This is a genomic window from Enterobacter sp. JMULE2 (assembly GCF_013337145.1).
Lineage (GTDB): Bacteria > Pseudomonadota > Gammaproteobacteria > Enterobacterales > Enterobacteriaceae > Enterobacter > Enterobacter mori.
On the sequence record NZ_SGWD01000010.1, the window covers coordinates 389,111 to 414,618 of the forward strand.

Consider the following 25,508-nt stretch of genomic DNA (forward strand, 5'->3'; position numbering starts at 1 on the left):
AGGATAAGCTGACTCGCTTTTAAGCCGGGCAGCGGAACATCTGCCCTGAACAATCAGACCGAAGCAGTAAGTGAGAGAACAATGTCGAACAAACCCTTTCATTATCAGGATCCTTTTCCCCTCAGTAAGGATCAGACCGAGTATTACCTGTTAACCCGCGATTACGTTTCTGTCTCTGAGTTTGAGGGACAGGAGATCCTCAAAGTTGACCCGCAAGCGCTGACGCTGATGGCGCAGCAGGCCTTCCACGACGCTTCGTTCATGCTCCGCCCGGCGCATCAGCAGCAGGTTGCCGATATCCTGAGCGATCCGCAGGCCAGCGAGAACGATAAGTACGTGGCGCTGCAGTTCCTGCGTAACTCGGATATCGCGGCGAAGGGCATTCTGCCGACCTGCCAGGATACGGGTACCGCAATTATCACCGGCAAAAAAGGCCAGCGCGTCTGGACCGGCGGCGGTGACGAAGCGGCGCTGGCGCATGGCGTCTACAACACCTATATCGAAGATAACCTGCGCTACTCGCAAAACGCGGCGCTGGATATGTACAAAGAGGTCAACACCGGCACCAACCTGCCTGCTCAGATTGACCTCTACAGCGTCGATGGCGACGAATACAAATTCCTCTGCATCGCCAAGGGCGGCGGTTCGGCTAACAAAACCTACCTCTACCAGGAAACCAAAGCGCTGCTCACCCCGGGCAAGCTGAAAAACTACCTGGTTGAGAAAATGCGTACTCTCGGCACCGCAGCGTGTCCGCCGTACCATATCGCCTTCGTGATCGGCGGTACCTCGGCGGAAAGCACGCTGAAAACCGTCAAGCTGGCGTCGACCAAATACTACGACGGCCTGCCGACAGAAGGGAACGAACACGGCCAGGCGTTCCGCGACGTGCAGCTTGAGCAGGAACTGCTGACCGAAGCGCAGAACCTGGGGCTGGGCGCACAGTTTGGCGGCAAATACTTCGCGCACGACATTCGCGTGATCCGTTTGCCGCGCCACGGCGCATCCTGCCCGGTGGGCATGGGCGTCTCCTGCTCGGCGGATCGTAACATCAAGGCGAAGATCAACCGCGACGGCATCTGGATCGAGAAGCTGGAGAACAACCCGGGCAAATACATCCCGGAAGAACTGCGTAAAGCGGGCGAGGGGGAAGCGGTTCGCGTGGACCTGAACCGTCCGATGAAAGAGATTCTGGCGCAGCTTTCTCAATATCCGGTCTCGACCCGTCTCTCCCTGAACGGCACGATCATCGTGGGCCGCGACATTGCGCACGCGAAGCTGAAAGAGCGTCTGGACAACGGCGAAGGGCTGCCGCAGTACATTAAAGATCACCCAATCTACTACGCAGGCCCGGCGAAAACGCCTGAAGGCTACGCGTCCGGCTCGTTAGGCCCGACTACGGCAGGCCGCATGGACTCTTACGTTGACCAGCTTCAGGCCAACGGCGGCAGCATGATCATGCTGGCGAAAGGTAACCGTAGCCAGCAGGTGACGGACGCTTGCCACAAGCATGGCGGCTTCTACCTGGGCAGCATCGGCGGCCCGGCAGCGGTGCTGGCGCAGGGCAGCATCAAGAGCCTGGAGTGCGTGGAATACCCGGAACTGGGTATGGAAGCGATCTGGAAAATTGAAGTGGAAGATTTCCCGGCGTTTATCCTGGTGGATGACAAAGGTAACGACTTCTTCAAACAGATCCAGTCTTCTCAGTGTTCGGCGTGTGTGAAGTAGTCTGAAGAAAATGCCGGGTGGCGCTGACGCTTACCCGGCCTACATTCTCGTAGGTCGGGTAAGGCGAAGCCGCCACCCGACACCAAAAAGAGCGCACAAAGCGCCATAACGTTTCTCAGAAGTCATCAATACTTATCCCTTAAGCATGTGAGCAATCCCTCTTTTGTTATCAAGGAGAAAGTAATGACCACGGTACGCCATGAGAAAGACTCGATGGGCGCCATCGACGTCCCCGCCGACAAGCTATGGGGCGCGCAAACCCAGCGTTCGCTGGAGCATTTCCGAATCTCGACTGAAAAAATGCCCGTCTCGCTGATTCAGGCGCTGGCGCTGACCAAACGCGCCGCCGCCAAAGTGAATCAGGATTTAGGCCTGCTGGCCGCCGATAAAGCGACGGCCATCATCGACGCTGCCGATGAAGTGCTTGCGGGCAAGCATCCCGACGAATTCCCCCTCGCCATCTGGCAGACCGGTTCCGGCACCCAGAGCAATATGAACATGAACGAAGTGCTGGCGAACCGGGCGAGTGAACTGCTGGGCGGCGTGCGCGGCATGGAGCGTAAGGTTCACCCGAACGATGACGTCAACAAAAGCCAGAGTTCTAACGACGTCTTTCCAACGGCGATGCACGTGGCGGCGGTGATTGCCATCCGCGAGCAGCTTATCCCGCAGCTCAACGTGCTCAAAACCACGCTCAACGAGAAAGCGCAGGCCTTCCGCGACATCGTTAAAATCGGCCGTACGCACCTGCAGGACGCCACGCCCCTGACGCTCGGGCAGGAGATTTCCGGCTGGGTGGCGATGCTGGAACATAACCTGAAGCACATCGACTATAGCCTGCCGCATCTGGCGGAGCTGGCGCTCGGCGGTACGGCGGTGGGTACCGGGTTAAATACTCATCCGGAATATGCGGTGCGCGTGGCTGAAGAGCTGGCAAGCATCACCGGACAGCCGTTCGTCACAGCGCCCAATAAGTTCGAAGCGCTGGCGACCTGTGACGCACTGGTCCACACCCACGGCGCGCTGAAAGGGCTGGCGGCATCATTAATGAAAATCGCCAACGACGTGCGCTGGCTGGCCTCGGGTCCACGCTGCGGCATCGGTGAAATCAGCATCCCGGAAAACGAGCCGGGCAGCTCCATCATGCCGGGTAAAGTCAACCCGACCCAGTGCGAAGCCATGACCATGCTCTGTTGTCAGGTGTTGGGCAACGACGTGGCCGTCAACCTGGGCGGCGCGTCCGGCAACTTCGAGCTGAACGTCTATCGCCCGATGGTGATCCACAACGTTCTGCAATCGATTCGTCTGCTGGCGGACGGGATGGAGAGCTTTAACGAGCATTGTGCGGTAGGGATTGAGCCAAATCGCGAGCGTATCAGCCAGTTGCTCAATGAATCTCTGATGCTGGTGACGGCGCTAAATACCCATATTGGCTACGACAAAGCCGCCGAGATCGCTAAAAAAGCGCACAAAGAGGGGCTGACGCTGAAAGCCTCCGCCCTGGCGCTGGGCTATCTGACGGAGACGGAGTTCGACGCCTGGGTTCGCCCGGAAGCGATGGTCGGCAGTCTTAAATAATCATCCCGCCACATACAGGTGCAGCCGTGGAATAATCAGCTGCAGCGGCTGCGCCTGAGGTCTGTAACGGTGCTGGACATTGTCCGCATCGTAATTCAACAGTTCACCAATATCCGGCACGATGGCCCCCTGATCGGCATCAAAGAGCGCAATCAGCGGCGTTGGGCAGGCATACTGCACCTGCTTTTGCTGCCCGGAATACCAGACGCGGGCAATAGGCTGCACCTTCACCGGGCGCTTTATCTTGAGGCGCGTGTCCGCCGGTAGCGAGGCGATGCTGTGATACTCCTGCTCCAGACGCTCAATCCACTGCTCGCGGGACCAGGGGGCAACCGTACGCGGTGCTTTCAGGCTTTTCTCAAGCTGCGCCAGAATCTCATCCCGGGTGAAGTTTTTAATGATGTGCTTATTCGCCCAGCCGAAGCGCAGCGTGGCGGGGTGACGCAGTACCGTCAGCGTGCGATAGGCATTCAGGGTAATCAGCCCCGGAAGTTGACGGTGCACCCACTCAAACCGGGCTGCAGGGGCGAGGCCCGACTCTTCGGTGACGATCTTTTCAAAGGCCGCTTTCAGGGTGTTGATATGGGTAATCTGGCCTTCCAGCATTTCACGCATTGTCGCATCGGTTTGCAGGCAGATCACGCCGGGCAGACGCACGGCCGCCTTACTGCTGCGATGTTCAGACTGCTGCTGGATAAAAAAGTGGCGATAGTGCTTCATCGCCAGCTCAAATGCGGCGCTGCCGATGTGCTGTTCAACTTCGATGGTGTTCAGCGGGTCGTGCTCCGCCCCTTTGGCTACATCAGGCAGAGTAAAGACACGCGCGGCCAGTAGGCGGCAGGTTTGCAAGCGTTCTGTCAGGGTAAGTAGCTCGTGTTCTATTTCGCGAAAGGTACTGTTCAGCCTTTCGATGAGATCGTAGGTCGCCATAAACACCCTCATTAGTTACAACATACTTATCATATAGCACAACACGCCGGATCAGGCCAGCGTGCGGTTGAGGTCAGGCAGGGACGGGAAGGACGATGTTATGGTACACCGGCCAGCTAAAGCAGAAGCGCGTGCCGCCAAGTTCGCTCTCCTCACAATGTACCGTGCCGCCCATCGCCTGGGCGATAGAGTAGACGATCGCCAGCCCAAGGCCACAGCCTCCGGTGGCGCGATCGCGGCTGGGGTCGAGGCGGACAAAGGGTTCAAACACGGTTTCTCGTGCTTCCGGGGAAATTCCCGGTCCGTCATCCTCTACGGTCAGGCTCGCCTGATTGCCCTGCAAATCCAGGCCAATTCGCAGCGTACTCTCGCTGTAGCGCATGGCGTTATTCATCAGGTTATCCAGCACGCGCTCCATCAGGCGCATATCCAGCGCGCCGTAATCCCCCGGCGTCACCGCCGTTAACAGCGTGCGTTGTGGATTAACGCTCTGCACATCATCAATATGCGCCTGTAACCAGACGGGCAAATCCGGCGTGCTGAGGTTAAGCTCGTTTTGCGGGCGGTCGAGGCGCGCGTAGGTCAGGAGTTCCTCAATCAGCGCTTCTAGCTGGCCAATGTCGCGATTCAACGCCTGATTCTCCGCCTCGGTCAGGTTCTCACTCATCTCCAGCCGATAGCGCAGGCGAACCAGCGGGGTACGCAACTCGTGAGCAATCCCGTCGATCAGCTGTTTCTTGCTGGCAATCAAGGCATTAATGTTATCGGCCATCTGGTTAAACGCAATGCCGAGGCGATCGAAACTGGAACCGCTGTCGAAATGAATCCGCTCGGTAAGATGACCCTCACCAAAACGCTGCGCGGCAGATTCCAGTTTCAGCATGTCCTGCCAGTGTGGACGCATCCAGATAAACACCGGAAAAGCCAGTGAAATGGCAATAAACGCCAGCAGGGCGAGGTCCAACAGGCGCATCTGATGCAGATAATACAGATAAGGCACCGGCCCGACGGCCAGTACGTAATGGCTGCGAGGAATACGCTGGATAAAGGTGTACTTCTCATCCAGCGCCACAATGTCTCCGTCACGCAAACGTTGCAGGGTGGGGGCATCTAAATCGAAATCTTTCAATGGCTCGATGCGCAGATCGAACGACAGATTTAAATCCAGCTCTTTGAGGGTTTTCGCCCAGTCGTGCGGGGGAATTTCTCGCAGCTCGCTACGCATCAGATAGAGCGAGCTTTTCATCAGATCGTCCAGCGACTGCCTGCCCGCACGTTCGGCGGTGAATTTATAGACCAGCCCGACCAGCATGGTCATCACCAGGAAGCAGACAAACAGCAAAAGATAAAACTGCACAAACAGCTTTTTCATTAAATATCACCGGAAAATCAAGTAATTAACTACGTTGTTTTTACCTTCAGGGGCACTATAGGGGCATTTGTATATCCACCAAAGCGCTGATTCAAAAATGATACCTGATCGCTAGCGAGAGCATTTATCCACGCAGAGTATACATGGAAGACCATCTCTGCATTCTCATGACCCATCTGATTCACTATAAAAGCAGGATTAGCACCTGCCGACAACATCCAGCACGCGTATGTATGACGCAGCTGATAGGGGCGTCTGCGGCGAATGCCCGGACGTCTTACCGTAATATCCCATAGTGACACAATAGAACTGACTGAATAATAGGCAGCCTGCCTTCCTTTTTGAGTCGGGGCTTAAATACAACGTGCAGCTTCTGCGTTTCCGTTTTTCCGAACTCCCGGAGGTAAAAAGTAATTGGTACCTTATGGGCACTCCCCGTAAGCTCCTTTTGAGCTCGCAAAGCCTCCAGAGCTGGCTCCAGTAACCCGCCTGTTCGACGAGCGTGACTCCAAAAGGATCGACACCAGCTGAGCTTCTAAAAGCTAAATACGCGCGTTTGAACGCCGGAGGGAGGGTATGAGTATATTTGATGTTTATAGAACAGGTGAGATTGTGGACCTTGAACAATTTATTCCTGTGTCAGATTACTTCCTTTCGAGGTTGCAGTATTATCGGTGAAATTGTGGATCTACCCGAGAGTAGCTGTCCGCGTAACATGGAAATGGCGAAGGTGAATCAGAAATGAAATGGATAGCAATGGCTTCAATGGTTCTCGCTGCTCCTGTTTTAGCTGAAGAATACAGTTATGGCCCTCCAGTATCAGTATGTCTCGATAAATATACGACCCCGCACATCAACACAGATAGGCCAGCCATAGAGATCGTTGATGAGGCATACGATAAGTGTCAGGACGTTCTTGCCCAATGGGATGAGGAAAGGAAGTCATTACCGCCCGAGCTTGTTGTCAGCCAGGATAAAGAGTTTCACGCATTTTACGTTCATATGATCGAAGCTCGTCGAAAATCGGATGCTAATAAAAAATGACTATTGTGTTTATTCCTGCGTTGGTAGTGGTTCTTTTAAGTAAAGAAAGAGAAACCGGAAGAGAGTTAACACAGCAAGAGGTTGAGGCAATCCGTGATTCCGCTACAGCTATACGAGTGCCAGTTGATGTTGCAAAAGAAATGATTAAAGAACGGGGTTACCTTGACATCGACCCTGAGGATGTTTGGGAGGAATGGGTTCTATACAAAAAATATGTCAAATGAGTTGTGGCTAGACGTGTGAGAAAAGGTAAGCCGGACCGACTGTACGCGCCGTGTTGGCTGCGCCAGTTTCGTCGATGGGGCCGACTCCAGCGGAGCTTTGAAAGCCAAATACGAGCGGATGAAGGCTCATAAGAGCCCGCGCTGTAACGGGAAAAATAAGTGCCGCTTCGCCAGTTGCGAGACTTTTAGTATCCATGGAAGAAGTAGCGAATCTTCAAACCGATAAACTTCAACACTGGCCATACATAATACTGGATTAAATATAGGGCAGGTGGAACAACCAATGTCGCTCCAGTTGCGCAAAGTGCGTATACCGCCGAGTCCTTTGCGATTAATGAGTAATTTAGGTTAAGTGATTCAAGATTAATTGCACTGGCTGTACTCGAACCTACAAATCCAGAGCCAAAAACAACCAGAAACACATAAAGTGATGCTGTTATGAGCTTTAAAATTAGCCGAATGTATTTCACGATGAACACCTGCTGAATGAATCACCCTTTTTACACATAAACAACGTGTTTAGCTAGCTCATGGCTTACGTTGTTCTAAATAGTATTCTGATCCTTACACCCCCTCATCTTCTTGGACTGTCGCCGGGTATTTAATTCAGGCAGCAGGAAAACATTTTCAGATGCCTCGTCGTTTTTTTTCTGATGACCTTACCACTTACTTTGAACAGCACCCCATAAAGCGAGGTGAGAGTATGTATCGCATGGACAAACTTACCACCGGTACTGCATACGGCGCTCCAGCCGGGCCTACTGCCCCGAACCCGTGTGGTTTCTGCTGACTGGCGCTTCTGCAAAGGGGCTGAGGCCGTAAAACATGCAGAATATACATGAAAAAACCCACGGTGTTTTCATGTCTCTTTAGCGTGTGGAAAGCGTTATCTCTGTCGGGCTGAGCGCATTACATCGCGCGCGCAGGTCTTTTAACCTTGGCGATGAGTGTTTCCGTTACGGCCAGGCCTTCCGCAATATGCATATCAATCACGGTAGTCCCAAATTCGTTAATTAAATCCAGAAGTAATTCGTAAGACTGGATGAGCTCAAGGAGGTCAAAGAGCGCTTTTTGATCGGCGCGTGAGGGGGAGGAATGGCTAAGCGCTGCCTGATTAACAATCCATTCAAGATTGGTTTTGATGGCTTCTACCTGATTGTAGCTATACATATTTCATGGGCTTAAATCCTCATTTCAAGATTTTATGGGAGAGGTATCATGAGAGCTTCACGGTGAAAAAGAGTCTGTATATAGACGGGGCGGCGCTAGCTGTAGAAAGGATGGATGAAGATTTAAGTATGGGAGAGTTCGCGTGCTTAGCAAGTTAATTGTTGCGCAAACGGATAAATAAAAGCGCGAAGGCGAGGGCATCGCTGTGTAATGCCTTCATTTCGCGCATGTTATGCTAGCCGGATAACGGAATCAGGTTTCCCAGGCGTGCGGGGCGAACAGATACCCCTTATTACGCACGGTTTTAATGCGGTATGGCTCGGTGGCATTATCCTGCAGCTTTTTACGCAGGCGCGAAATCGCGACGTCCACGCTGCGGTCCATTCCGTCATAGCTGACGCCGCGCAGGTTTTTCAGCAGGGCATCGCGGTCCATGATCTGCCCCGCATGCGTTGCCAGCTCCCACAACAGGTCAAAGTCTGCGGTGGAGAGAGCGATAAGCTCCCCAGAGAGCAGCACCTGGCGGTTAATGGGATCAATAGACAGCGTACCGAAGCGCATCGCTTTGTGCGGTGTCAGAGACGGCGCGGGCGCTTCGCGTTCACTGCTGGCGCGCTGGCGCAAATGAAGCCTCAACCGGGCCAGCAGAACGGCTGGCGGCGTGGTTTTGAGAATGTAGTCGTTAGCGCCCATCTCCAGCGACAGAATATGGTTCATGTCGCTGTCCAGAGAGGTCAACAGCACGATAGGCCCCTCCCACCGGGCGCGCAGGTCACGGCAGAGCGTCATGCCATCTTTACCGGGCAGCATGATGTCCAGCAGCACCAGATCCGGATTTTCGCGTAGCACAACCTCTTCAGCGCGATCGCCGCGAGGCTCAACGATGACGTCCATATCGTGTTTACCCAGATAAGCGGCGATCAATTGTCCCACTTCGGGTTCATCTTCTACATAAACAATCTTATTCATACTGCGTCTGTTATCGCGAAAAAAGCCAACATACACCGCACAACCTTAACCTTCCATTAATCTTTCTAAATTAACGCCAGTTCCGTTATTCTGCCTCATATTGTTTCTTGATTGTTATGGAAAAAATGATGGGGCTGCTGATTAAAGCCGCGCTGGGTGCGCTGGTGGTGCTGTTGATTGGGGTGCTGGCGAAAACGAAGAATTACTACATTGCCGGGTTGATTCCGCTCTTTCCGACCTTTGCGCTCATTGCGCACTACATCGTTGCGTCCGAGCGTGGCATTGAAGCGCTGCGGGCCACCATTGTGTTCGGAATGTGGTCCATCATCCCGTATTTTCTCTATCTATTGTCGCTGTGGTACTTCACCGGTTTTATGCGGCTTCCGCTGGCGCTGGGCGGGGCAGTGGTCTGCTGGAGCCTCAGCGCCTGGGTATTGATCTTCTTCTGGAGCCGCTTTCACTAGCGAAGCGGGCGTCCTCCATCCACGGAGAAGGTTCTGCCCGTCACGTAGCAGCTGGTGAGCAGGTAATCGATAAGGTCGATCACCTCTTTCTCGCCCGGGGCGATTTTCATCAGTGATTTATTCAGCGCCTGCTGGCGATACTCGGCATCATCGTGTTCGTTAAACAATATCATCGCCGGGGCGATGGCGTTCACTTTCACTTCGGGTGCCAGCTTGCGGGCAAACGAACGCGTCATGTTATCCAGCGCAGCTTTGCTGGCCGCATAGGCGATGTGTTTGTCGCTGCCGCGCTCCACCACATAATCGGTGAAATGAATAATGTCACCCGCGGCATGCCCGTGGCCGCGCAGTAGGTCTTGCAATGCATGGTTCAGCAAATAGGGCGCATTGACGTGGATTTGCAGCATGCAGGAGAGCGTTTCGCTCAGCGGCGTCGCAGGCGTTTCGGCCTGCCAGGCGCTGGCGTTATGAATAATGGCGCGCAGCCCGTGGGTGGTAGCCTTCACCTCTTCAGCAAAGGCAAGAATCCCTTCATCGGTTGAAAAATCGGCCTGAATGCAAACCGCACCGGCTTTTCGTAATCCTTCAATCGAGGGATATTCACTGCGGTAACTGACGATAACCGGATGGCGAAGGTTGAGAAAGTGATGGGCAAGGGCGAGGCCGATACGACGGCCTCCACCGGTGATCAATATTGGGCGTTGCTGTGCATTTCCCATCGTATTCTCCTTTTCAGTTCAACAATGGGAAAGGCGATGCTATCCCATTAACATCCACGTGGCCGGTACGGCAGCAATCAGTAACAACCCGATCGCGGCCATTTCACGGCGCTTGAGGGCGTTCTCCAACTGATGCGTGCGACGTGCATAGATAAACACCAGCAGACCCGGCGCATACAACACCACCGACAGCAGCAGATGCATAGGCCCGGAAGCATACAACAACCACAGACCGTAAATACAGGCGCCGACACCGACAATGTAATGCGCCGGGCGCGTCGCGATTTTTAACAGATACGCACCCACTAAGAAATAGGGTACCAGAATCATTTCAGAGGCGATGGTCAACAGGGTGTTATAGTCCGAACCTGTGAGCCAGATCAGCACCAGACAGACCTGTACGCTGATGTTGGTGAGCCAGAGTGAGGCCGACGGCGCTTTGTTTTTATTCTGGCGGGCAAACAGGCGAGGAAATGCCTTGTGCGTGGCGGCCAGGAACGGTACTTCTGCCGCCATGATGGTCCAGCTCAGGTAAGCGCCACACACGGAAACGATAAGCCCCGCAGCAATCACCACATCTCCCCACGGGCCGAGCATTTTCACCATCAGCCCGGCCATCGACGGATTACGCATTTCTGCCAGTTCAGGACGCGCCACCACGCCCAGCGACAGCAGCGTCACCAGCAGATAGACCCCCAGCGCCGCCAGCACGGCCAACAGCGTGGCGCGGCCGACATCGCGCTTATTACGCGCCCGGGCCGAAACCACGACGGCACCCTCAACGCCGATGAACACCCACAGGGTGATCAGCATGGTATTTTTGACCTGCTCCCAGACGGGCACGCCCAGCGCGATACCGGTGAAGTCGAGCTTAAAGACGTCAAGACGAAACGCAATAAATGCCAGCACGAGAAACAGGCCAAGCGGGACCAGTTTAGCCAGCGTCGCAACCAGGTTTATGCTGGCCGCCGTCTGGACACCGCGTAATACCAGCCAGTGCACCACCCACAGCAGTACAGATGCCCCGACAATGGATTGCCAGGTATTGCCGTCACCAAACAGGCGGAGCTCAGGGGTATCGGTAAAGAAACTGAGCGCCGAAAAGACAATCACCAGGTAGGAGACGTTCGCGATCACCGCACAAAGCCAGTAGCCCCATGCGGAACAGAAGCCAATCAGCTCCCCGAAGCCTTCGCGGGCATAGGTGAAAATGCCGCCATCCAGATCGGGGCGAATGCGGGTGAGCAGCAGCATGGCAAATGCCAGCAGCAGGATCCCGACGCCGGTGATCGCCCAGCCAATAATTAACGCGGCAGGGCTTGCGACTGCCGCCATGTTCTGCGGCAAACTGAATACACCCGCACCCAGCATTGAGCTTAAAACGAGTGCAGTTAATGCACTCAGGCCAAGTTTCTTTTCCATTGGCTTCCTGTTATGAAAGGTCCAAATCCAGAATAATTATTTCGCACGGGCGCATAAAAATGGTGGATCACACTAAGGCGCGGGATTTTACGGAGTGTCAGGAAAGCATGCAATGATGTGTGGCCGAAATTAGAAAAAAAGTAACAAAAAAGGCGGCATTACGCCGCCTCAGATCAACCGTTTTGTTACTTATACAGATCGGCGCTGATGGTCATGTTGTTACCACGTTCCTGCCACTGGCGGGTGATGTGGTAGTACTTCGCGCCTTTCTTCGCCGCGCGCTTCGCGACCTGATAAGAGACTTCCGTTCCGTTGCCGTAGTTGCCGGTAAACTTGATGCTGTCGAACGGTACCATCTGCGCGGCAGTGGCGTTGTTCAGCTCTTCAATTTTGGTTCCATCCGGCAGGGTGACGGAATAGCGTCCACCTTTGGTGGTTTGCGTTTCAAAGAAACGGCCCACTTCAGCGCTTGGCGCTGCAGAGGTTGCGACGCCCGGGATCTCAACTTTCTTCGCTTCTTCACCGCCTTTTGCTAACGCCGCACGTCCCGCATCGGAATCAGCAGGGATAGCGTCCGGGCTTTGCAGAACGCGTTTTTTCGCATCTTCTTTATAGATGAACGCGGTAATACGCTGGTTGCCGCCCTGGTTAGCATCCACCTGACGCACGATATAGAAAGAGTAAGCCCCTTTCTGTTTCGCGGCTTTGGTGATGGCATCGTTCACTTCAGGCTGGCTGCGGTAGAAGCCCTGCACGGTAACGGTGTCATACGGCTCAAGCGCAATCGCCTGATCTTTTGGCAGCTCAACGATGCCGTTAATCACGCGGTTTTTCTGTTCATCCGCTTTAGGCGCATTTTCTTTGTACAGCGCAATGGTGACGCGCTGGTTGCCGCTGTTGCCCTGATCGGACTGATCGAGCACATAAAACGAAGCCGCACCTTTTTTATCAGCGGCTTTTGACGCGGCGGCAACGCCGTCGCCAATGGAGTTGTAGCGACCCACAATGACCGTCTGGTCAAAAGGTTTTAACGCTGCCGCTTGCTCCGGCGTTAACTCTGTCGCGGCATTCGCAGACAGGGCGGTCGCGGAAAGAAGTGCGGACGCCAGGAGTGTGTTCTTAAGCTTCATAAAAATAATCCTTCGCCTTGCGCAAACCATGTACTGGTATTGTTGTTAATTTGAGACGGTCCCGATTATGGCATTTAAATCCCGTCGCTGTCTGCGCCATTTTTCACAGCCTGTGCTCAGCGCATGACCCAATTCGATAACATTTAGTGATATGTTGAAAAAACAGACGTTTGACAAGTAAAACTGATAAAGCTTATGACTTTTACAAGTTAATTTAATGTTAATAAGTTGTTCTGTTATGGCGCTATATCATGTTTTTGCCGCTTCGCTTGCGCGTTTTATCGGTCTCAGCGATGAATTTAAGGTAAATATCTCTGTCAGCGATGCCGATCGCTTATTTTTCACAGATAAAGTAAGAAATAGTGTTTTTGGACGGTAGATCACGGGCGTTATTTTCAGTAGGTTATAGAAAGTTTGTTACTGTTTTATTTTCCGGGGTGGATCATTTTTCGTCGTTATGTGGATGGCGAAATCTGCGACCGACCACGGGCAATTATCGACAAACCATCATCAAAAACCGATGGAAGGGAAAACTATGCGTATTGGGGTACCAAAAGAACGGTTAGCCAATGAAACCCGTGTAGCGGCAACACCGAAAACGGTGGAGCAACTGCTCAAACTGGGTTTTACCGTCGCGGTTGAAAGCGGCGCGGGCAAACTGGCCAGTTTCGATGACGAGGCCTTTATCCAGGCCGGTGCGGAAGTGGTCGAAGGGGCAGAGATCTGGCAATCACCGATCATTCTGAAGGTCAACGCACCGGAAGAGAACGAGATTGCGCTGCTGAACGCGGGCACGACGCTGGTGAGCTTCGTCTGGCCTGCACAAAATCCAGAGCTGATGGAGAAGCTGGCAGCCCGTGGCGTCACCGTGATGGCGATGGACTCGGTGCCGCGCATTTCGCGCGCCCAGTCACTGGATGCGCTGAGCTCCATGGCGAACATCGCGGGCTACCGCGCTATCGTTGAAGCGGCTCACGAGTTTGGTCGTTTCTTTACCGGTCAAATCACCGCGGCGGGTAAAGTACCGCCAGCGAAAGTGATGGTGATTGGTGCGGGCGTGGCCGGTCTTGCTGCGATTGGAGCGGCAAATAGCCTGGGCGCTATCGTCCGTGCTTTTGATACCCGTCCGGAAGTGAAGGAGCAGGTCCAGAGTATGGGCGCCGAGTTCCTTGAGTTGGACTTCAAGGAAGAAGCGGGCAGCGGTGATGGTTACGCGAAGGTAATGTCCGAAGCCTTTATCAAAGCCGAAATGGAACTCTTCGCCGCGCAGGCGAAAGAGGTCGACATCATCGTCACCACGGCGCTGATTCCGGGCAAACCAGCACCGAAGCTGATCACCCGCGAGATGGTCGATTCCATGCAGCCGGGCAGCGTGATTGTCGATCTGGCCGCGCAGAACGGCGGTAACTGCGAATATACCGTGCCGAATCAGGTGACCACGACCGCGAACGGTGTGAAGGTCATTGGTTATACCGATCTGCCGGGTCGTCTGCCAACCCAGTCTTCACAGCTGTACGGCACTAACCTCGTCAACCTGCTGAAGCTGCTCTGCAAAGAGAAAGATGGCAACATCACCGTTGATTTTGACGACGTGGTTGTCCGTGGTGTCACCGTGGTCCGTGAAGGTGAAATCACCTGGCCTGCACCGCCTATTCAGGTTTCCGCGCAGCCTCAGGCGGCACCAAAAGCCGCGCCAGAGCCAAAAGAACCCGCTAAACCGGCTTCCCCGTGGCGCAAATACGCGATCATGGCGCTGGTGATTATTCTCTTCGGCTGGCTGGCTGACGTCGCACCAAAAGAGTTCCTTGGTCACTTCACCGTCTTCGCCCTCTCCTGCGTCGTGGGCTACTACGTGGTGTGGAACGTCTCCCATGCGCTGCATACGCCGCTGATGTCGGTGACCAACGCCATCTCCGGGATTATCGTGGTCGGGGCGTTGCTGCAGATTGGTCACGGCGGCTGGATCAGCTTCCTGAGCTTTGTCGCGGTACTGATCGCCAGTATCAATATTTTCGGTGGTTTCACCGTGACTCAGCGCATGCTGAAAATGTTTCGTAAAGGCTAAGGGGTAGCATATGTCTGGAGGATTAGTGACAGCCGCATACATTGTTGCTGCAATCCTGTTTATTTTCAGTCTGGCGGGACTTTCCAAACACGAAACGTCTCAGCAGGGGAATAACTTTGGTATCGCCGGGATGGCAATTGCGCTGATTGCCACCATCTTCGGGCCGGACACCGGCAACGTTGCGTGGATCCTGGTGGCGATGATTATCGGTGGCGCAATTGGTATTCGCCTGGCAAAACGCGTTGAAATGACCGAGATGCCGGAGCTGGTTGCGATTCTGCACAGCTTCGTGGGTCTGGCAGCGGTGCTGGTGGGCTTCAACAGCTATCTGTATCACGAACCGGGCCTGGAACCGATTCTGGTGAACATTCACCTGACGGAAGTGTTCCTCGGTATCTTTATCGGTGCGGTGACCTTCACCGGTTCGATTGTGGCGTTCGGCAAGCTGCGCGGGAAAATTTCCTCTAAGCCGCTGATGCTGCCAAACCGTCACAAGTTGAACCTGGTGGCGCTGGTGGTCTCATTTGTGCTGCTGGTGGTCTTCGTGCGTACCGAAAGCGTAGGCCTGCAGGTGCTGGCGTTGCTGGTGATGACCATCATTGCGCTGGCGTTCGGCTGGCACCTGGTGGCGTCCATCGGTGGTGCGGATATGCCAGTGGTTGTCTCGATGCTGAACTCCTACTCCGGTTGGGCGGCAGCGGCGGCAGGCTTTATGCTGAGCAACGACCTGCTGATCGTCACCGGTGCGCTGGTGGGTTCTTCGGGGGCGATCCTGTCTTACATCATGTGTAAGGCGATGAACCGTTCGTTCATCAGCGTGATTGCCGGTGGCTTTGGTTCAGACGGCTCTTCGACCGGTTCCGATGAGGAAGTGGGTGAGCACCGTGAAATCAGCGCGGAAGACACTGCGGATATGCTGAAAAACTCGCATTCCGTGATCATCACCCCGGGCTACGGCATGGCGGTGGCGCAGGCGCAGTATCCGGTTGCGGAAATCACCGAGAAGCTGCGCGCGCGCGGTATCAAGGTTCGCTTTGGTATCCACCCGGTGGCAGGTCGCCTGCCAGGCCACATGAACGTGCTGCTGGCGGAGGCGAAAGTGCCTTACGACATCGTGCTGGAAATGGACGAGATCAACGATGATTTCGCCGACACCGACACCGTGCTGGTCATCGGCGCTAACGACACCGTTAACCCGGCGGCGCAGGACGATCCGCGTAGCCCAATCGCCGGTATGCCGGTTCTGGAAGTGTGGAAAGCACAGAACGTGATTGTGTTTAAACGCTCCATGAATACCGGCTATGCAGGCGTTCAGAACCCGCTGTTCTTCAAAGAGAACACCCACATGCTGTTTGGCGATGCCAAAGCCAGCGTGGATGCGATTCTGAAAGCGCTGTAAGTTGCGTTGAAACGAAAAAACCGCCGAATCCGGCGGTTTTTTTATTGCCGGGTGGCGCTGACGCTTACCCGGCCTACGATTTTGTAGGCCCGGCAAGCCTGCGCCGCCGGGCGTTGGGGGTTAATCGTCTTCCGGGTCATCCAACTCCACCGGCGTCTGGAACTCATCCGGCTTAATGACCAGCAGGTCGCAGCGCAGATGGTCGATCACCTGTTCGGCGGTATTGCCGAGGAACGCGGCTGAAATACCGGTGCGCCCGATGGTTCCCAGTACCACAATCCCCGCCTGAAGATGTTCCGCTAAATCCGGGATCACCTCTTCAGGCAGACCTTTTTCAACGTGCGTCATTTTCTCATCAATGCTGAATTTTTGGCGCAGCGCTTTCATCGCCAGCAAGTGCTGACCGCGGATCGCGTCGTTATAGACGCTCGGGTCAAATTCAGGCAGCTCAATGGCAATGTTAATCGGCGTGACCGGATACGCGCCCACAAGATGCACTTCGGTGTGATTGACCTGTTCGGCAAGCTGGATGGTTTCCTTCACCAGCTTCTCGTTCAGCGAATTGTGGTAATCCTCTTCGCTCGCGAGGTTTACTGCCACGACGGCTTTTCCGCCTTCAGGCCACGGCTGGTCTTTTACCATCCAGACCGGACAAGGACATTTACGCAGCAGATGCCAGTCGGTAGGGGTGAAGATCACGGATTCCAGCTTGTCATGCTGGTGCGCCATTTTCAGCAGCAGGTCGTGCCCACCGGCAACAACTTCCTGGATAATGGCTTCGAAAGGTCGGTTATGCCAGACCACTTTGATATCAATAGGAACACCCGCTTCCAGGTAATATTTCGCCTGTTCACGGATCCACGCGGTACGCTGGCCGATCACGCCCTGACGCATCGCGGTGCGCTCGTCAGGCGACAGAAGGGTGGTCATCTCATACGAGAAGTCATAGATCGGCAAAAACGCTTTGATTTTGCCACCAATCCGTTGATGTAAATACACAGCACGTCGTAATGCTGGCTGATCGTCCTGATTCGGATCGATAGCTACCAGCATGTTTTGATACTTGGCCATACAGGTCTCCTTACTACTGTCACCACAGTCTGTAATTAAAAGAGTAACCTATATATCCTGAATGAAACAGAGGGGAGCTTTTGCCAGATCAATAATTCATGAAAATTTATCAGAGGAAAAGCACGGTGGATGTCACCGCGATAAACGCAATCAACAGCAGCACCATCACCGCTATCGCAAAGGTCGTTGAATCCTGCACATAGGTCTTTTCCTCTCCCTTCATAGGGCCGACAAGCATGATCCAGATGAATATGAAGGTGATTGAGGCAATAACGACTGAAACGAAAAATAAACTTTCTCTCAAATCATAACCTCAACGGGAACGTGCCAGGCGCAGACCGGGGAGTGGGAGCGGTTGAAAAGGGCAATGTAAAATGCCAGTCCCGTCATCACGAAAATGTACGAAACTGGCATGAATCATTCGGGGATGTTATGCGACGTTGCGGGCGTGCCCGGCGAGAACCGCCAGCGCTTCACCATTTTCGATGGTGATGTACTTACCTTTAACCGCCAGCATGCCGCTTTTCTGGAAACGTCCCAGCAGACGGCTGATGGTCTCAACGGTCAGGCCCAGGTAGTTACCGATATCGCCACGCGTCATCGTCAGTCGGAATTCACGCGGCGAGAAACCACGTTCCGCGAAACGGCGGGAGAGGTTGTAGATAAACGCGGCCAGGCGCTCTTCTGCATTCTTTTTGGAAAGCAGCAGGATCATGTCCTGGTCGCCTTTGATCTCACCGCTCATCAGACGCATCATCTGCTGACGCAGGTTAGGCATCTTACCGGACAGATCGTCCAGCGTTTCAAATGGAATTTCGCAAACCATTGAGGTTTCGAGCGCCTGAGCAAAGCTCGGGTGATGACCCGTGCCGATAGCATCAAAGCCCACCAGGTCGCCCGCCAGATGGAAGCCGGTGATCTGCTCATCACCCTGTTCGGTGATGGTGTAGCTCTTGATGGTGCCAGAACGGATAGCATAGAGCGATTTCAGTTCGTCTCCCGCTTTAAACAGCGTCTGCCCTTTCTGAATAGGCTTTTTACGCTCGATGATATTATCAAGCTGATCGAGTTCATGCTCATTCAGGGTAAACGGGATACAGAGCTGGCTGATGCTGCAATCCTGGCAATGGATAGCACAACCGCCAGACTGAATGCGTCGTATAATTCGCTTTTCCGGGATCATAGGTTTGCTCAAGCCTTAATTGATATTGGTCAATTTTAACATCTTTTTGGTAAGTACGTAAGCCTGGCAAACCCTCAATAAGGACAAGTGGCGACAATGTGTCGCCATCTTCTTGAAATTCCACAAATTGCTTATGGATTTTTACCCTAACCGGAAGAAAATTAAGCACTAAAAGCCTGGTTTCTACAGCAAAAGATACCCTTCATGGCGCAGTAGCCACTCTTTTCGCTGCACGCCACCGGCATAGCCCGTCATGGTGCCGTTGCGGCCAATCACGCGGTGGCAGGGCACCACGATGCTGACCGGGTTGGAGCCGTTTGCGGCCCCCACTGCGCGCGCCGCGCCCGCACGGCCTAACTGCTCTGCGAGCTGACCATAATGCATGACCTGCCCGCACGGTATCGACCGCAGGGCCTGCCATACGTCGCGCTGAAAAGGCGTGCCTGCCGTGGCGGTTGGCAGAGTATCAATGATGCTGAGATCGCCCTCGAAGTACGCCGCAAGCTTGTCGCTCAGCCCACCCGGATTGGTGGCGCTGATACGCTCAAAACCCTCAGCGCGATAATGAATGTTCAGCAGTTCTTCCATGCGGTCGCTGTGCTCTTCCCATTCGACGGCGCGCAGATTGAACGCCTCATCGGCGATAACCCACAGCGGCCCCAGCGGCGTCGCAATCTTATCTTCGAGTAATCTCAGCATCCTCATTCCTTTAGTTCAGCCTCGGGTATATTCCCGGTCCAATCGGCAGGCCGACAAGATACCACGCCACCAACATCACCAGCCATACCCCTAAAAAGATAAGCGGATAAGGCAAGACGAGCGAATAGTAGGTACCCAGTTTGGCCTCTGGTTTATAGCGCTGCAGGAAGCCTAAAAACAGCGGAACAAACGGTGAAACCGGCGCCAGTGGAATGACCGAGGAGTCTGCGATACGGAACAGGATCTGCGCAAAAGCCGGGTGGAAGCCCAGCATCATAAACATCGGCACGAAGATCGGTGCCAGAATCGACCAGATGGCGGAGCCGCTGGCGATAAACATGCACAGCAGCGATGAAAGCAGCGCCAGGCCGACAAACGCCGGTACGCCGCTTAACCCGGCTGCCTCCAGCGCGTCGGTCAGGCCCACGGCCATAAACTTGCCCATGTTGCTCCAGTTAAACATCGCCACGAACTGCGCCAGCGGGAATACCATCACAATAAAACCCGCCATCTCCTTCATCGGCTCGATCATCAGCTGCGGCAGATCGCCCTGACGGCGGATTTTGCCGGTGGCGATACCGTAGGCGAGCGAGACGACAAAGAAGAAGAGGATAATCAGCGGCACGATGCCCTGAATAAACGGCGACGGCAGGACGGTATGTTTAACCGGATCGCGCAATATGCCGTTTTCCGGCACCACCATCAGCGCCACCAGGGCGATAAAGGCCAGCGAGACCAGGCCAGCTACGCGCAGGCCGAAGCGCTGCTCTTTGCTCAGGGTTTCCAGCTTTTCATCGCTACGGCCTTCCCATTTACCCAGCCGCGGCTCGATGATCTTATCGGTAATCAGCCCGCCAACAATCGTCAGGACAATCACCGAGCTGGCCATAAAGTACCAGTTGTCGATCACGCTGACGTGCATTGCCGCATCGATGGTTTTCGCCGCCTCCGTGCTGATGCCAGAGAGCAGCACGTCGGTGGTGACGATCAGCAGGTTGGCGGTGAATCCACAGCCCACGCCCGCAATCGCAGACAGCAGGCCCGCCACGGGATGACGCCCGACGGCGAGGAAAATCAGCGCCCCCATCGGCGGCATGATCACCAGCGCGGCGTCGGAGGAGATATGGCTGAAGAAGGCGATAAACAGCACCATGTAGCTCGCGTAGCGCGCGCTGACGTGGGACGCCATTTTCACCATTAACGCGGGCAGCAAGCCCACGCGTTCCGCCAGCCCGGCGCCCAGCACCAGCGCCAGAATGGCGCCCAGCGGGGCGAAACCGCTGAAGTTTTTAATCACGTTGGGTAAAAACCAGTGCAGCCCGTCAACGCTGAGCAGGTTTTTCACCGCCACCAGGCTGCCGTCAGCCGGACTGCGCACGCTCACGTCAAAGGCGGAGAGTACGGCGGTGGCGACCATCAAAATCACAATCAGATAGATAAAAAGCAGGAAAGGGTGCGGCACTTTATTGCCGATCCTCTCAACCCAGCCATAGAGCTTACCGGATGGGGAATGCGAAGGTATGGATGACATACTCATGGGCGTTCCTCGGGAGTGTTGTGTTGTTGTGTTGTGTTTTTTTATTTTAAAGGTGACGGTGTCACGTACTGAGGGATCGGACACACGTACGGTTTTTCATGTAATTGTTGTTCGAACTCTTCACGGCATTTTTTCAGCAGCGCTGCGTCCTGCAGCAGATTGAGCGCGGTCGCACCCATCACTTTTCCCGCCAGCAGCATGCCTTTGTGGGCAATAGAGGTACGCCCCTGCGCCACCAGTTGCCAGGTGTGCAGCGGCGTGCCGACGGTAAAGCAGGGGCTGAAGCACTGGGCGACCGGCATTTTCCAACTGACATCGCCCACGTCGGTTGAACCCGCCAGCACGTTGTCGGTGATGGCATAGGGGGCGACTTCATCCACCAGCAGCGTATCCTGATGACGACGGGCAAAGGCTTTCCCCGCGTCGCCACCCGTTGCGGCAATATTTTTCAGGCTGTTCTGCAGATCGTTGGGCGTCAGGGTGGCGCGGATCTCGCGGGCGAAGGCGCGTTCTTCCTCCGTCCAGAGCGGCGTGCCGTAGTGCTGCAGGGCGCGATACATCGCCGCCTCGAGCGTGCGGTTTGGCAGATAGCTTGAGCAGGCTTTATCAAAGCGACACTCGACGGTGGTTTCGGTCATCATCGCCGCGCCCTGGGCGATTTTTTCGATGCGTTCGTAGATTTGCTGCGCATCGGCCATCTCCGGAGCGCGGATCAGGTACAGCACCTCAGCCTGCGCCTGCACCACGTTGGGCGAAATCCCGCCAGTGTCGGTAATGGCGTAATGGACGCGCGCTTTTTCGATAATGTGTTCGTTGAGGAAGTTGGTGCCGGTGGTCATCAGCGTCACGGCGTCCAGCGCGCTGCGTCCCAGATGGGGTGAGTTGGCCGCGTGCGCCGCCACGCCGTGAAAACGCCAGGCGGCCTGAATATTCGCCAGCGTGCTGACGTTAAACATCCCGGCGAAGGCTTCCGGATGCCAGGTGACGGCGGCATCAACGTCATCAAACAGACCTTCGCGCACCATAAAGGTTTTCCCGGAACCGCCTTCCTCGCCGGGACAGCCATAAAAACGCACCGTTCCGCTGCCGCCGTGCTCCTCCAGCCAGCTTTTCACCGCCACCGCGCCCGCCAGCGCCGCGGTGCCCAGGAGGTTATGCCCGCAGCCGTGGCCATTTGCCCCCGGCGTGGCGGATTGCGCGGTGGCGCAGTGCGCCTGCTGGCTTAACCCAGCCAGCGCGTCGTATTCGCCCAGCAGGGCGATAACCGGTTTCCCGCTGCCGAAGCTGGCGATAAACGCGTTGGGAATACCGCCAGCCTCGCGCGTCAGCGTGAAGCCCTCGGCCTCCAGCTCGCTGGCGAGCCGTTCGGCGGACCAGAACTCTTCAAAGCGGGTTTCAGGGCGATCCCAGATCGCGTCGGCAATATCGGTTAACGTCCGACATCGCGTGTCGATCGCATCGGCAATAAAAGCGTAGTTCTCCTGCATTACACACCTCGCGTCCACGGGAAATTGAGCGCAGTTCGCGCCAGCGTTTCAATGGCGATGGTCATGACCTGCTCATCGAAGTCGAATTTTTCGTTGTGATGTCCGGCGCTCAAATCGGTTCCAAACACCATATAGGAGGCCATGCCGCCGTTCTCCTGCACGCGGGCCATCATTAGCGTGGCGTCTTCGGAGCCTGCTGGCGCCTTCACCTTATCGATGGCGTGAACAACCCCGGACACCTGGCTCGCCTGTTCGCGCAGATAATCCACCCACGCCGGCGTCGGCGCGCTGGAGGTCGCGGCACCCATCAGGCGCATCTCGGCGCGCACGCCGTAGAGCGCCGCCGCGCCGGTAATGACCGCCTGCGCGCGTTCAAAGACATACTGGTTAATGGCTTCGGTTTCGCCGCGCGTTTCAACCTTGATCAGGGCATTGGCGGGCACCACGTTGCGTCCGCTGCCCGCCTGCATCACGCCGACGTTCACCCGGGAGGCCCCTTCGCTGTGCGGGGCGATGCTGTGCAGGGCGAGGGAGGCCTGCGCGGCGGCGAGCAGGGCGTTACGTCCGTCCTCCGGTTTACCGCCCGCGTGTGCGGCCACGCCGGTAAAGTTCACGTCGAACTTGGTGGTGGCCATAAAGTTATCGCTGCCGCAGATCGTCGTTCCGGCAGGGACGCCGGTACCAATATGGATGGCCGTGAAATAGTCCACGTCGTCCAGCGCCCCGGCGGCAACCATGGCGCGCGCGCCGCGGGTGCCTTCTTCGGCAGGCTGGAAGATCAGCTTGAGGGTGCCGTTGAGCTGTGCTTCATTCTGCTTAAGCACCTGCGCCAGCCCCAGACCAATGGTGGTGTGGCCGTCGTGCGCGCAGGCGTGCATCATCCCCGCGTTGCAGGAGGCAAACCCGTCGCGGAACGGGCGATGGCTTTCATCCAGCGCTTCGCTTAAATCAAGGGCATCCATGTCGACGCGAAACGCCAGGGTTGGACCAGGACGCCCGGTATTGAGGGTCGCCACAATGCCGGTAAACCCGCCTTCAAACGGCGCCAGCCATTTCTCAGTCGCGCCCTGCGCCCGCGCGCGGGCAAACTCACGCGCCAGAGTCGCGGCATCGGGCAACCCCATCCGGCTTTCGGCATCGACCACGTCACGACCCATCGCCAGTTCGTAACCCAGCGAGTCCAGGATTTCCGCGACTTTCGCGGCGGTACGAAACTCTACCCAGCCGGATTCCGCGAAATGGTGAAAATCACGACGCCATGCGCTCAGCTGCGGGGATAATGTCTGGATGTACTGCGCCAGTGTGTCCATATCTGTTCCTGTCATCATTAAAATATGTGAACTGCTTCACGCTGCGATAGTTTTTACTTATCACTAACCGATTTTTCACAGTTTTAACCGTTCAGGAATTACCCTCGCACATCCCTTTCCATTAAAGTAGATGACAGTTTCTTTACTCTGATAAACAACGGTTATCGGTCGGGCTATGACATTCCAGATTAAATTTCATCAAATCCGGGCGTTTGTTGAAGTCGCGCGTCAGGGCAGCATTCGCGGTGCCAGCAGGACGCTGAATCTTTCGCAACCGGCGCTGACCAAATCCATCAAAGAGCTGGAGGAGGGCATAGCGGCGCAGCTTTTCGTGCGCAGGAGTAAGGGCGTCGCGTTGACCGAATGCGGTGAGGGCTTTTACCAGCGCGCCAGGTTGATTCTGGAAGAGCTGCGTGCGGCGCAGGATGATATCCGTCAGCGGCAGGGCGAACTGGCCGGGCAGATCAACATCGGAATGGGGGCCAGCGTTTCACGAAGCCTGATGCCCGCCGTCATCACCCGTTTTCATGCGCAACATCCGCAGGTCAAGGTGCGAATTATGGAAGGGCAACTGGTGTCGATGATCAATGAATTACGCCAGGGGGAGCTGGATTTCACCATCAATACCTATTACCAGGGGCCTTACGACCATGAATTTACGTTTGAAAAACTCTTTGAAAAACCGTTTGCAGTATTTTGTCGGGAAGGGCATCCGGCTACGGGGGCAACCTCGATTAATGAACTTTTGCATTATAACTGGACAATGCCGACGCCGCGGGGAAGCTATTATAAGCAATTAGAAGAGGTATTTAGCCACCGCTCGCAAATACCGCGAATTGGTGTCGTCTGCGAAACCTTTTCTTCCTGCATTAGTCTTGTCGCGCAAAGTGATTTTTTAAGCATATTACCGCAGGAGCTAGGCTGTGACCCGCTGCTGGCGCACCGTCTGGTCATGCTGCCGGTCGTTGAGTCGCTTCCTAAAGCAACCTATTATTTAATTCAGCGCCGTGATTCACGTCAGACGCCCCTTGCCGAATCATTAATTACGCAATTCAGAAGGGAAGCGAGAAAAATAGTCGTTGCGTGAAATACATATTATAAAAAAACAGGATCTGTCCGACATCAGACAGACCCTATAGTACACACAGCAGTACATCCTTTTGCCAGTCCTGAGTATTATATCCATGAGGCAGGTATATTTAGGTATAACATCTTTTCCGAAAAATGAAAGGCAGGCGAGTGATTGATTTTATAAAAATTTAACGCAAATCACTTATTTTAACTTTACTGAAGTTTTAGTTAAGTCTGATTTAAATATTTTTAATAATGGCTATATATATTCATCAGGATAATATGTATCTCACCCCGCATTCTGCAGGGGTGATTGAGGCGCCTGTCTGGTGCAGGTATAGTACAAGCCCAGATGTAGCCGGAGGATTTCCATGAACCCTGACGACAAATCCCTTTTTCTTGACGCCATGGAAGATGTTCAGCCCCTGAAACGCTGCACGGATATCCACTGGCAGCAAAGCCGTAATTCACGGGCTCGCCAGGACATTGATACTGAACAGCTCGACAACTTTCTGACCCTGGGTTTTCTGGAATTGCTGCCGCTTGAAGAGCCGCTCATGTTCCAGCGCGAAGGGGTTCAGCAGGGCGTTATTGATAAGCTGCGTTCCGGCAAATATTCCCGTCAGGCCAGCTTAACCCTCTTACGTCAGCCCGCCGAACGCTGCCGCCAGATGCTGTATTCTTTTATCCGGCAGGCGAGTCGTGACGGGCTGCGCAATCTGATTATCGTGCACGGCAAAGGGCGTGAGCTGAAGTCACACCCTAATGTGGTGCGCAGCTATCTGGCGCGTTGGTTGACCGAGTTCGAGGAAGTGCAGGCATTTTGTGTCGCGCTGCCGCACCATGGCGGCAGCGGGGCTTGCTATGTTTCGCTGCGAAAATCCGACGAAGCGAAACAGGAAAACTGGGAGCGGCACGCCAAGCGCAGCCGCTAGC

The 25,508-nt window shown here is 54.9% G+C and carries 23 protein-coding genes; 9 read left to right on the plus strand and 14 right to left on the minus strand.

Annotated features, from left to right (window positions below; all coding sequences use genetic code 11):
- Positions 1-81 precede the first annotated feature (81 nt).
- Together fumA and fumC are read left to right on the plus strand one after the other, a co-directional pair.
- Positions 82-1,728: a class I fumarate hydratase FumA gene (gene fumA, locus EXW94_RS02795; RefSeq protein ID WP_010430411.1), complete on the plus strand. Its 1,647-nt coding sequence runs from the start codon at positions 82-84 to the stop codon at positions 1,726-1,728.
- Between the two features lie 183 nt (positions 1,729-1,911).
- Positions 1,912-3,306, plus strand: coding sequence for a class II fumarate hydratase (fumC, locus tag EXW94_RS02800; RefSeq protein WP_174339418.1), 1,395 nt, complete (start codon positions 1,912-1,914; stop codon positions 3,304-3,306).
- Here fumC and tus read toward each other — a convergent pair whose 3' ends face one another.
- The 3 genes from tus to EXW94_RS28145 form a co-directional block, all read right to left on the minus strand.
- Positions 3,307-4,236 carry a DNA replication terminus site-binding protein gene (gene tus / locus EXW94_RS02805; protein ID WP_174339419.1) on the minus strand — a complete coding sequence of 310 codons (930 nt, stop codon included), beginning with the start codon at positions 4,234-4,236 and terminating at the stop codon, positions 3,307-3,309.
- Positions 4,237-4,309: 73 nt separating this feature from the next.
- Positions 4,310-5,608 carry a two-component system sensor histidine kinase RstB gene (rstB, locus tag EXW94_RS02810; RefSeq protein ID WP_174339420.1) on the minus strand — a complete coding sequence of 433 codons (1,299 nt, stop codon included), beginning with the start codon at positions 5,606-5,608 and terminating at the stop codon, positions 4,310-4,312.
- A gap of 29 nt (positions 5,609-5,637) precedes the next feature.
- Positions 5,638-5,910, minus strand: a complete 273-nt coding sequence (locus EXW94_RS28145; protein ID WP_253179237.1) for a tyrosine-type recombinase/integrase — start codon at positions 5,908-5,910, stop codon at positions 5,638-5,640.
- A gap of 439 nt (positions 5,911-6,349) precedes the next feature.
- Here EXW94_RS28145 and EXW94_RS02820 point away from each other — a divergent pair, with 439 nt between their 5' ends.
- Positions 6,350-6,652 (plus strand): hypothetical protein, encoded by a 303-nt coding sequence (locus EXW94_RS02820; RefSeq protein ID WP_174339421.1) that lies wholly within the window; start codon positions 6,350-6,352, stop codon positions 6,650-6,652.
- Positions 6,649-6,876: a hypothetical protein gene (locus tag EXW94_RS02825; protein ID WP_174339422.1), complete on the plus strand. Its 228-nt coding sequence runs from the start codon at positions 6,649-6,651 to the stop codon at positions 6,874-6,876. The genes EXW94_RS02820 and EXW94_RS02825 overlap by 4 nt, the downstream gene beginning before the upstream one ends.
- Positions 6,877-7,785: 909 nt before the next feature.
- Here the strand turns inward: EXW94_RS02825 and EXW94_RS02830 are convergent.
- The gene (locus EXW94_RS02830; RefSeq protein ID WP_174339423.1) at positions 7,786-8,046 is read right to left on the minus strand and encodes a hypothetical protein; all 261 of its coding nucleotides are present in this window, start codon (positions 8,044-8,046) and stop codon (positions 7,786-7,788) included.
- Between the two features lie 252 nt (positions 8,047-8,298).
- Positions 8,299-9,015 (minus strand): two-component system response regulator RstA, encoded by a 717-nt coding sequence (gene rstA / locus EXW94_RS02835; RefSeq protein WP_108417029.1) that lies wholly within the window; start codon positions 9,013-9,015, stop codon positions 8,299-8,301.
- A gap of 128 nt (positions 9,016-9,143) precedes the next feature.
- Here rstA and EXW94_RS02840 point away from each other — a divergent pair, with 128 nt between their 5' ends.
- Entirely contained in the window at positions 9,144-9,479 is a 336-nt protein-coding gene (locus tag EXW94_RS02840) for a GlpM family protein (protein WP_089599552.1), read from the plus strand.
- Here EXW94_RS02840 and folM read toward each other — a convergent pair.
- From folM to ydgH, 3 genes are all read right to left on the minus strand, one after another.
- Positions 9,476-10,198, minus strand: a complete 723-nt coding sequence (gene folM, locus EXW94_RS02845) for a dihydromonapterin reductase (protein ID WP_108416882.1) — start codon at positions 10,196-10,198, stop codon at positions 9,476-9,478. The genes EXW94_RS02840 and folM overlap by 4 nt on opposite strands.
- A gap of 39 nt (positions 10,199-10,237) precedes the next feature.
- Entirely contained in the window at positions 10,238-11,620 is a 1,383-nt protein-coding gene (locus tag EXW94_RS02850; RefSeq protein WP_174339424.1) for an amino acid permease, read from the minus strand.
- A 185-nt stretch (positions 11,621-11,805) separates the two neighbouring features.
- Positions 11,806-12,750 (minus strand): DUF1471 family protein YdgH, encoded by a 945-nt coding sequence (ydgH, locus tag EXW94_RS02855; protein WP_010430434.1) that lies wholly within the window; start codon positions 12,748-12,750, stop codon positions 11,806-11,808.
- Between the two features lie 535 nt (positions 12,751-13,285).
- On the opposite strand from ydgH, the gene pntA reads away from it, so the two are divergent.
- Positions 13,286-14,815 (plus strand): Re/Si-specific NAD(P)(+) transhydrogenase subunit alpha, encoded by a 1,530-nt coding sequence (gene pntA, locus EXW94_RS02860; RefSeq protein WP_174339425.1) that lies wholly within the window; start codon positions 13,286-13,288, stop codon positions 14,813-14,815.
- Between the two features lie 10 nt (positions 14,816-14,825).
- Positions 14,826-16,214 (plus strand): Re/Si-specific NAD(P)(+) transhydrogenase subunit beta, encoded by a 1,389-nt coding sequence (pntB, locus tag EXW94_RS02865; RefSeq protein ID WP_174339426.1) that lies wholly within the window; start codon positions 14,826-14,828, stop codon positions 16,212-16,214.
- Positions 16,215-16,334: 120 nt separating this feature from the next.
- On the opposite strand, the gene uspE is transcribed toward pntB, so the two are convergent.
- The 6 genes from uspE to EXW94_RS02900 all read right to left on the minus strand — a co-directional run bounded on the left by uspE (position 16,335) and on the right by EXW94_RS02900 (position 23,501).
- Positions 16,335-17,285 (minus strand): universal stress protein UspE, encoded by a 951-nt coding sequence (gene uspE, locus EXW94_RS02870; RefSeq protein ID WP_010430440.1) that lies wholly within the window; start codon positions 17,283-17,285, stop codon positions 16,335-16,337.
- Between the two features lie 430 nt (positions 17,286-17,715).
- Positions 17,716-18,468 carry a fumarate/nitrate reduction transcriptional regulator Fnr gene (gene fnr, locus EXW94_RS02880; protein WP_006174991.1) on the minus strand — a complete coding sequence of 251 codons (753 nt, stop codon included), beginning with the start codon at positions 18,466-18,468 and terminating at the stop codon, positions 17,716-17,718.
- A 183-nt stretch (positions 18,469-18,651) separates the two neighbouring features.
- Positions 18,652-19,167: a methylated-DNA--[protein]-cysteine S-methyltransferase gene (gene ogt, locus EXW94_RS02885; protein WP_042714140.1), complete on the minus strand. Its 516-nt coding sequence runs from the start codon at positions 19,165-19,167 to the stop codon at positions 18,652-18,654.
- A 10-nt stretch (positions 19,168-19,177) separates the two neighbouring features.
- A complete protein-coding gene (gene abgT / locus EXW94_RS02890; protein WP_042714142.1) occupies positions 19,178-20,704 on the minus strand; it encodes a p-aminobenzoyl-glutamate transporter in 1,527 nt (508 codons plus the stop codon).
- Between the two features lie 41 nt (positions 20,705-20,745).
- A complete protein-coding gene (locus tag EXW94_RS02895; protein ID WP_174339427.1) occupies positions 20,746-22,191 on the minus strand; it encodes a M20 family metallopeptidase in 1,446 nt (481 codons plus the stop codon).
- On the minus strand, positions 22,191-23,501 hold the full coding sequence (locus EXW94_RS02900) for a M20 family metallo-hydrolase (RefSeq protein WP_174339428.1): 1,311 nt from the start codon (positions 23,499-23,501) through the stop codon (positions 22,191-22,193). Before EXW94_RS02900 ends, EXW94_RS02895 begins: the two co-directional genes overlap by 1 nt.
- Before the next feature lie 175 nt (positions 23,502-23,676).
- Between EXW94_RS02900 and EXW94_RS02905 the strand changes: the two genes are divergently transcribed.
- Both EXW94_RS02905 and smrA read left to right on the plus strand, forming a co-directional pair.
- Entirely contained in the window at positions 23,677-24,588 is a 912-nt protein-coding gene (locus EXW94_RS02905) for a LysR family transcriptional regulator (RefSeq protein ID WP_100166832.1), read from the plus strand.
- A gap of 355 nt (positions 24,589-24,943) precedes the next feature.
- Positions 24,944-25,507 carry a DNA endonuclease SmrA gene (gene smrA / locus EXW94_RS02910; RefSeq protein WP_108416890.1) on the plus strand — a complete coding sequence of 188 codons (564 nt, stop codon included), beginning with the start codon at positions 24,944-24,946 and terminating at the stop codon, positions 25,505-25,507.
- The last annotated feature ends 1 nt before the right edge of the window (position 25,508 follow it).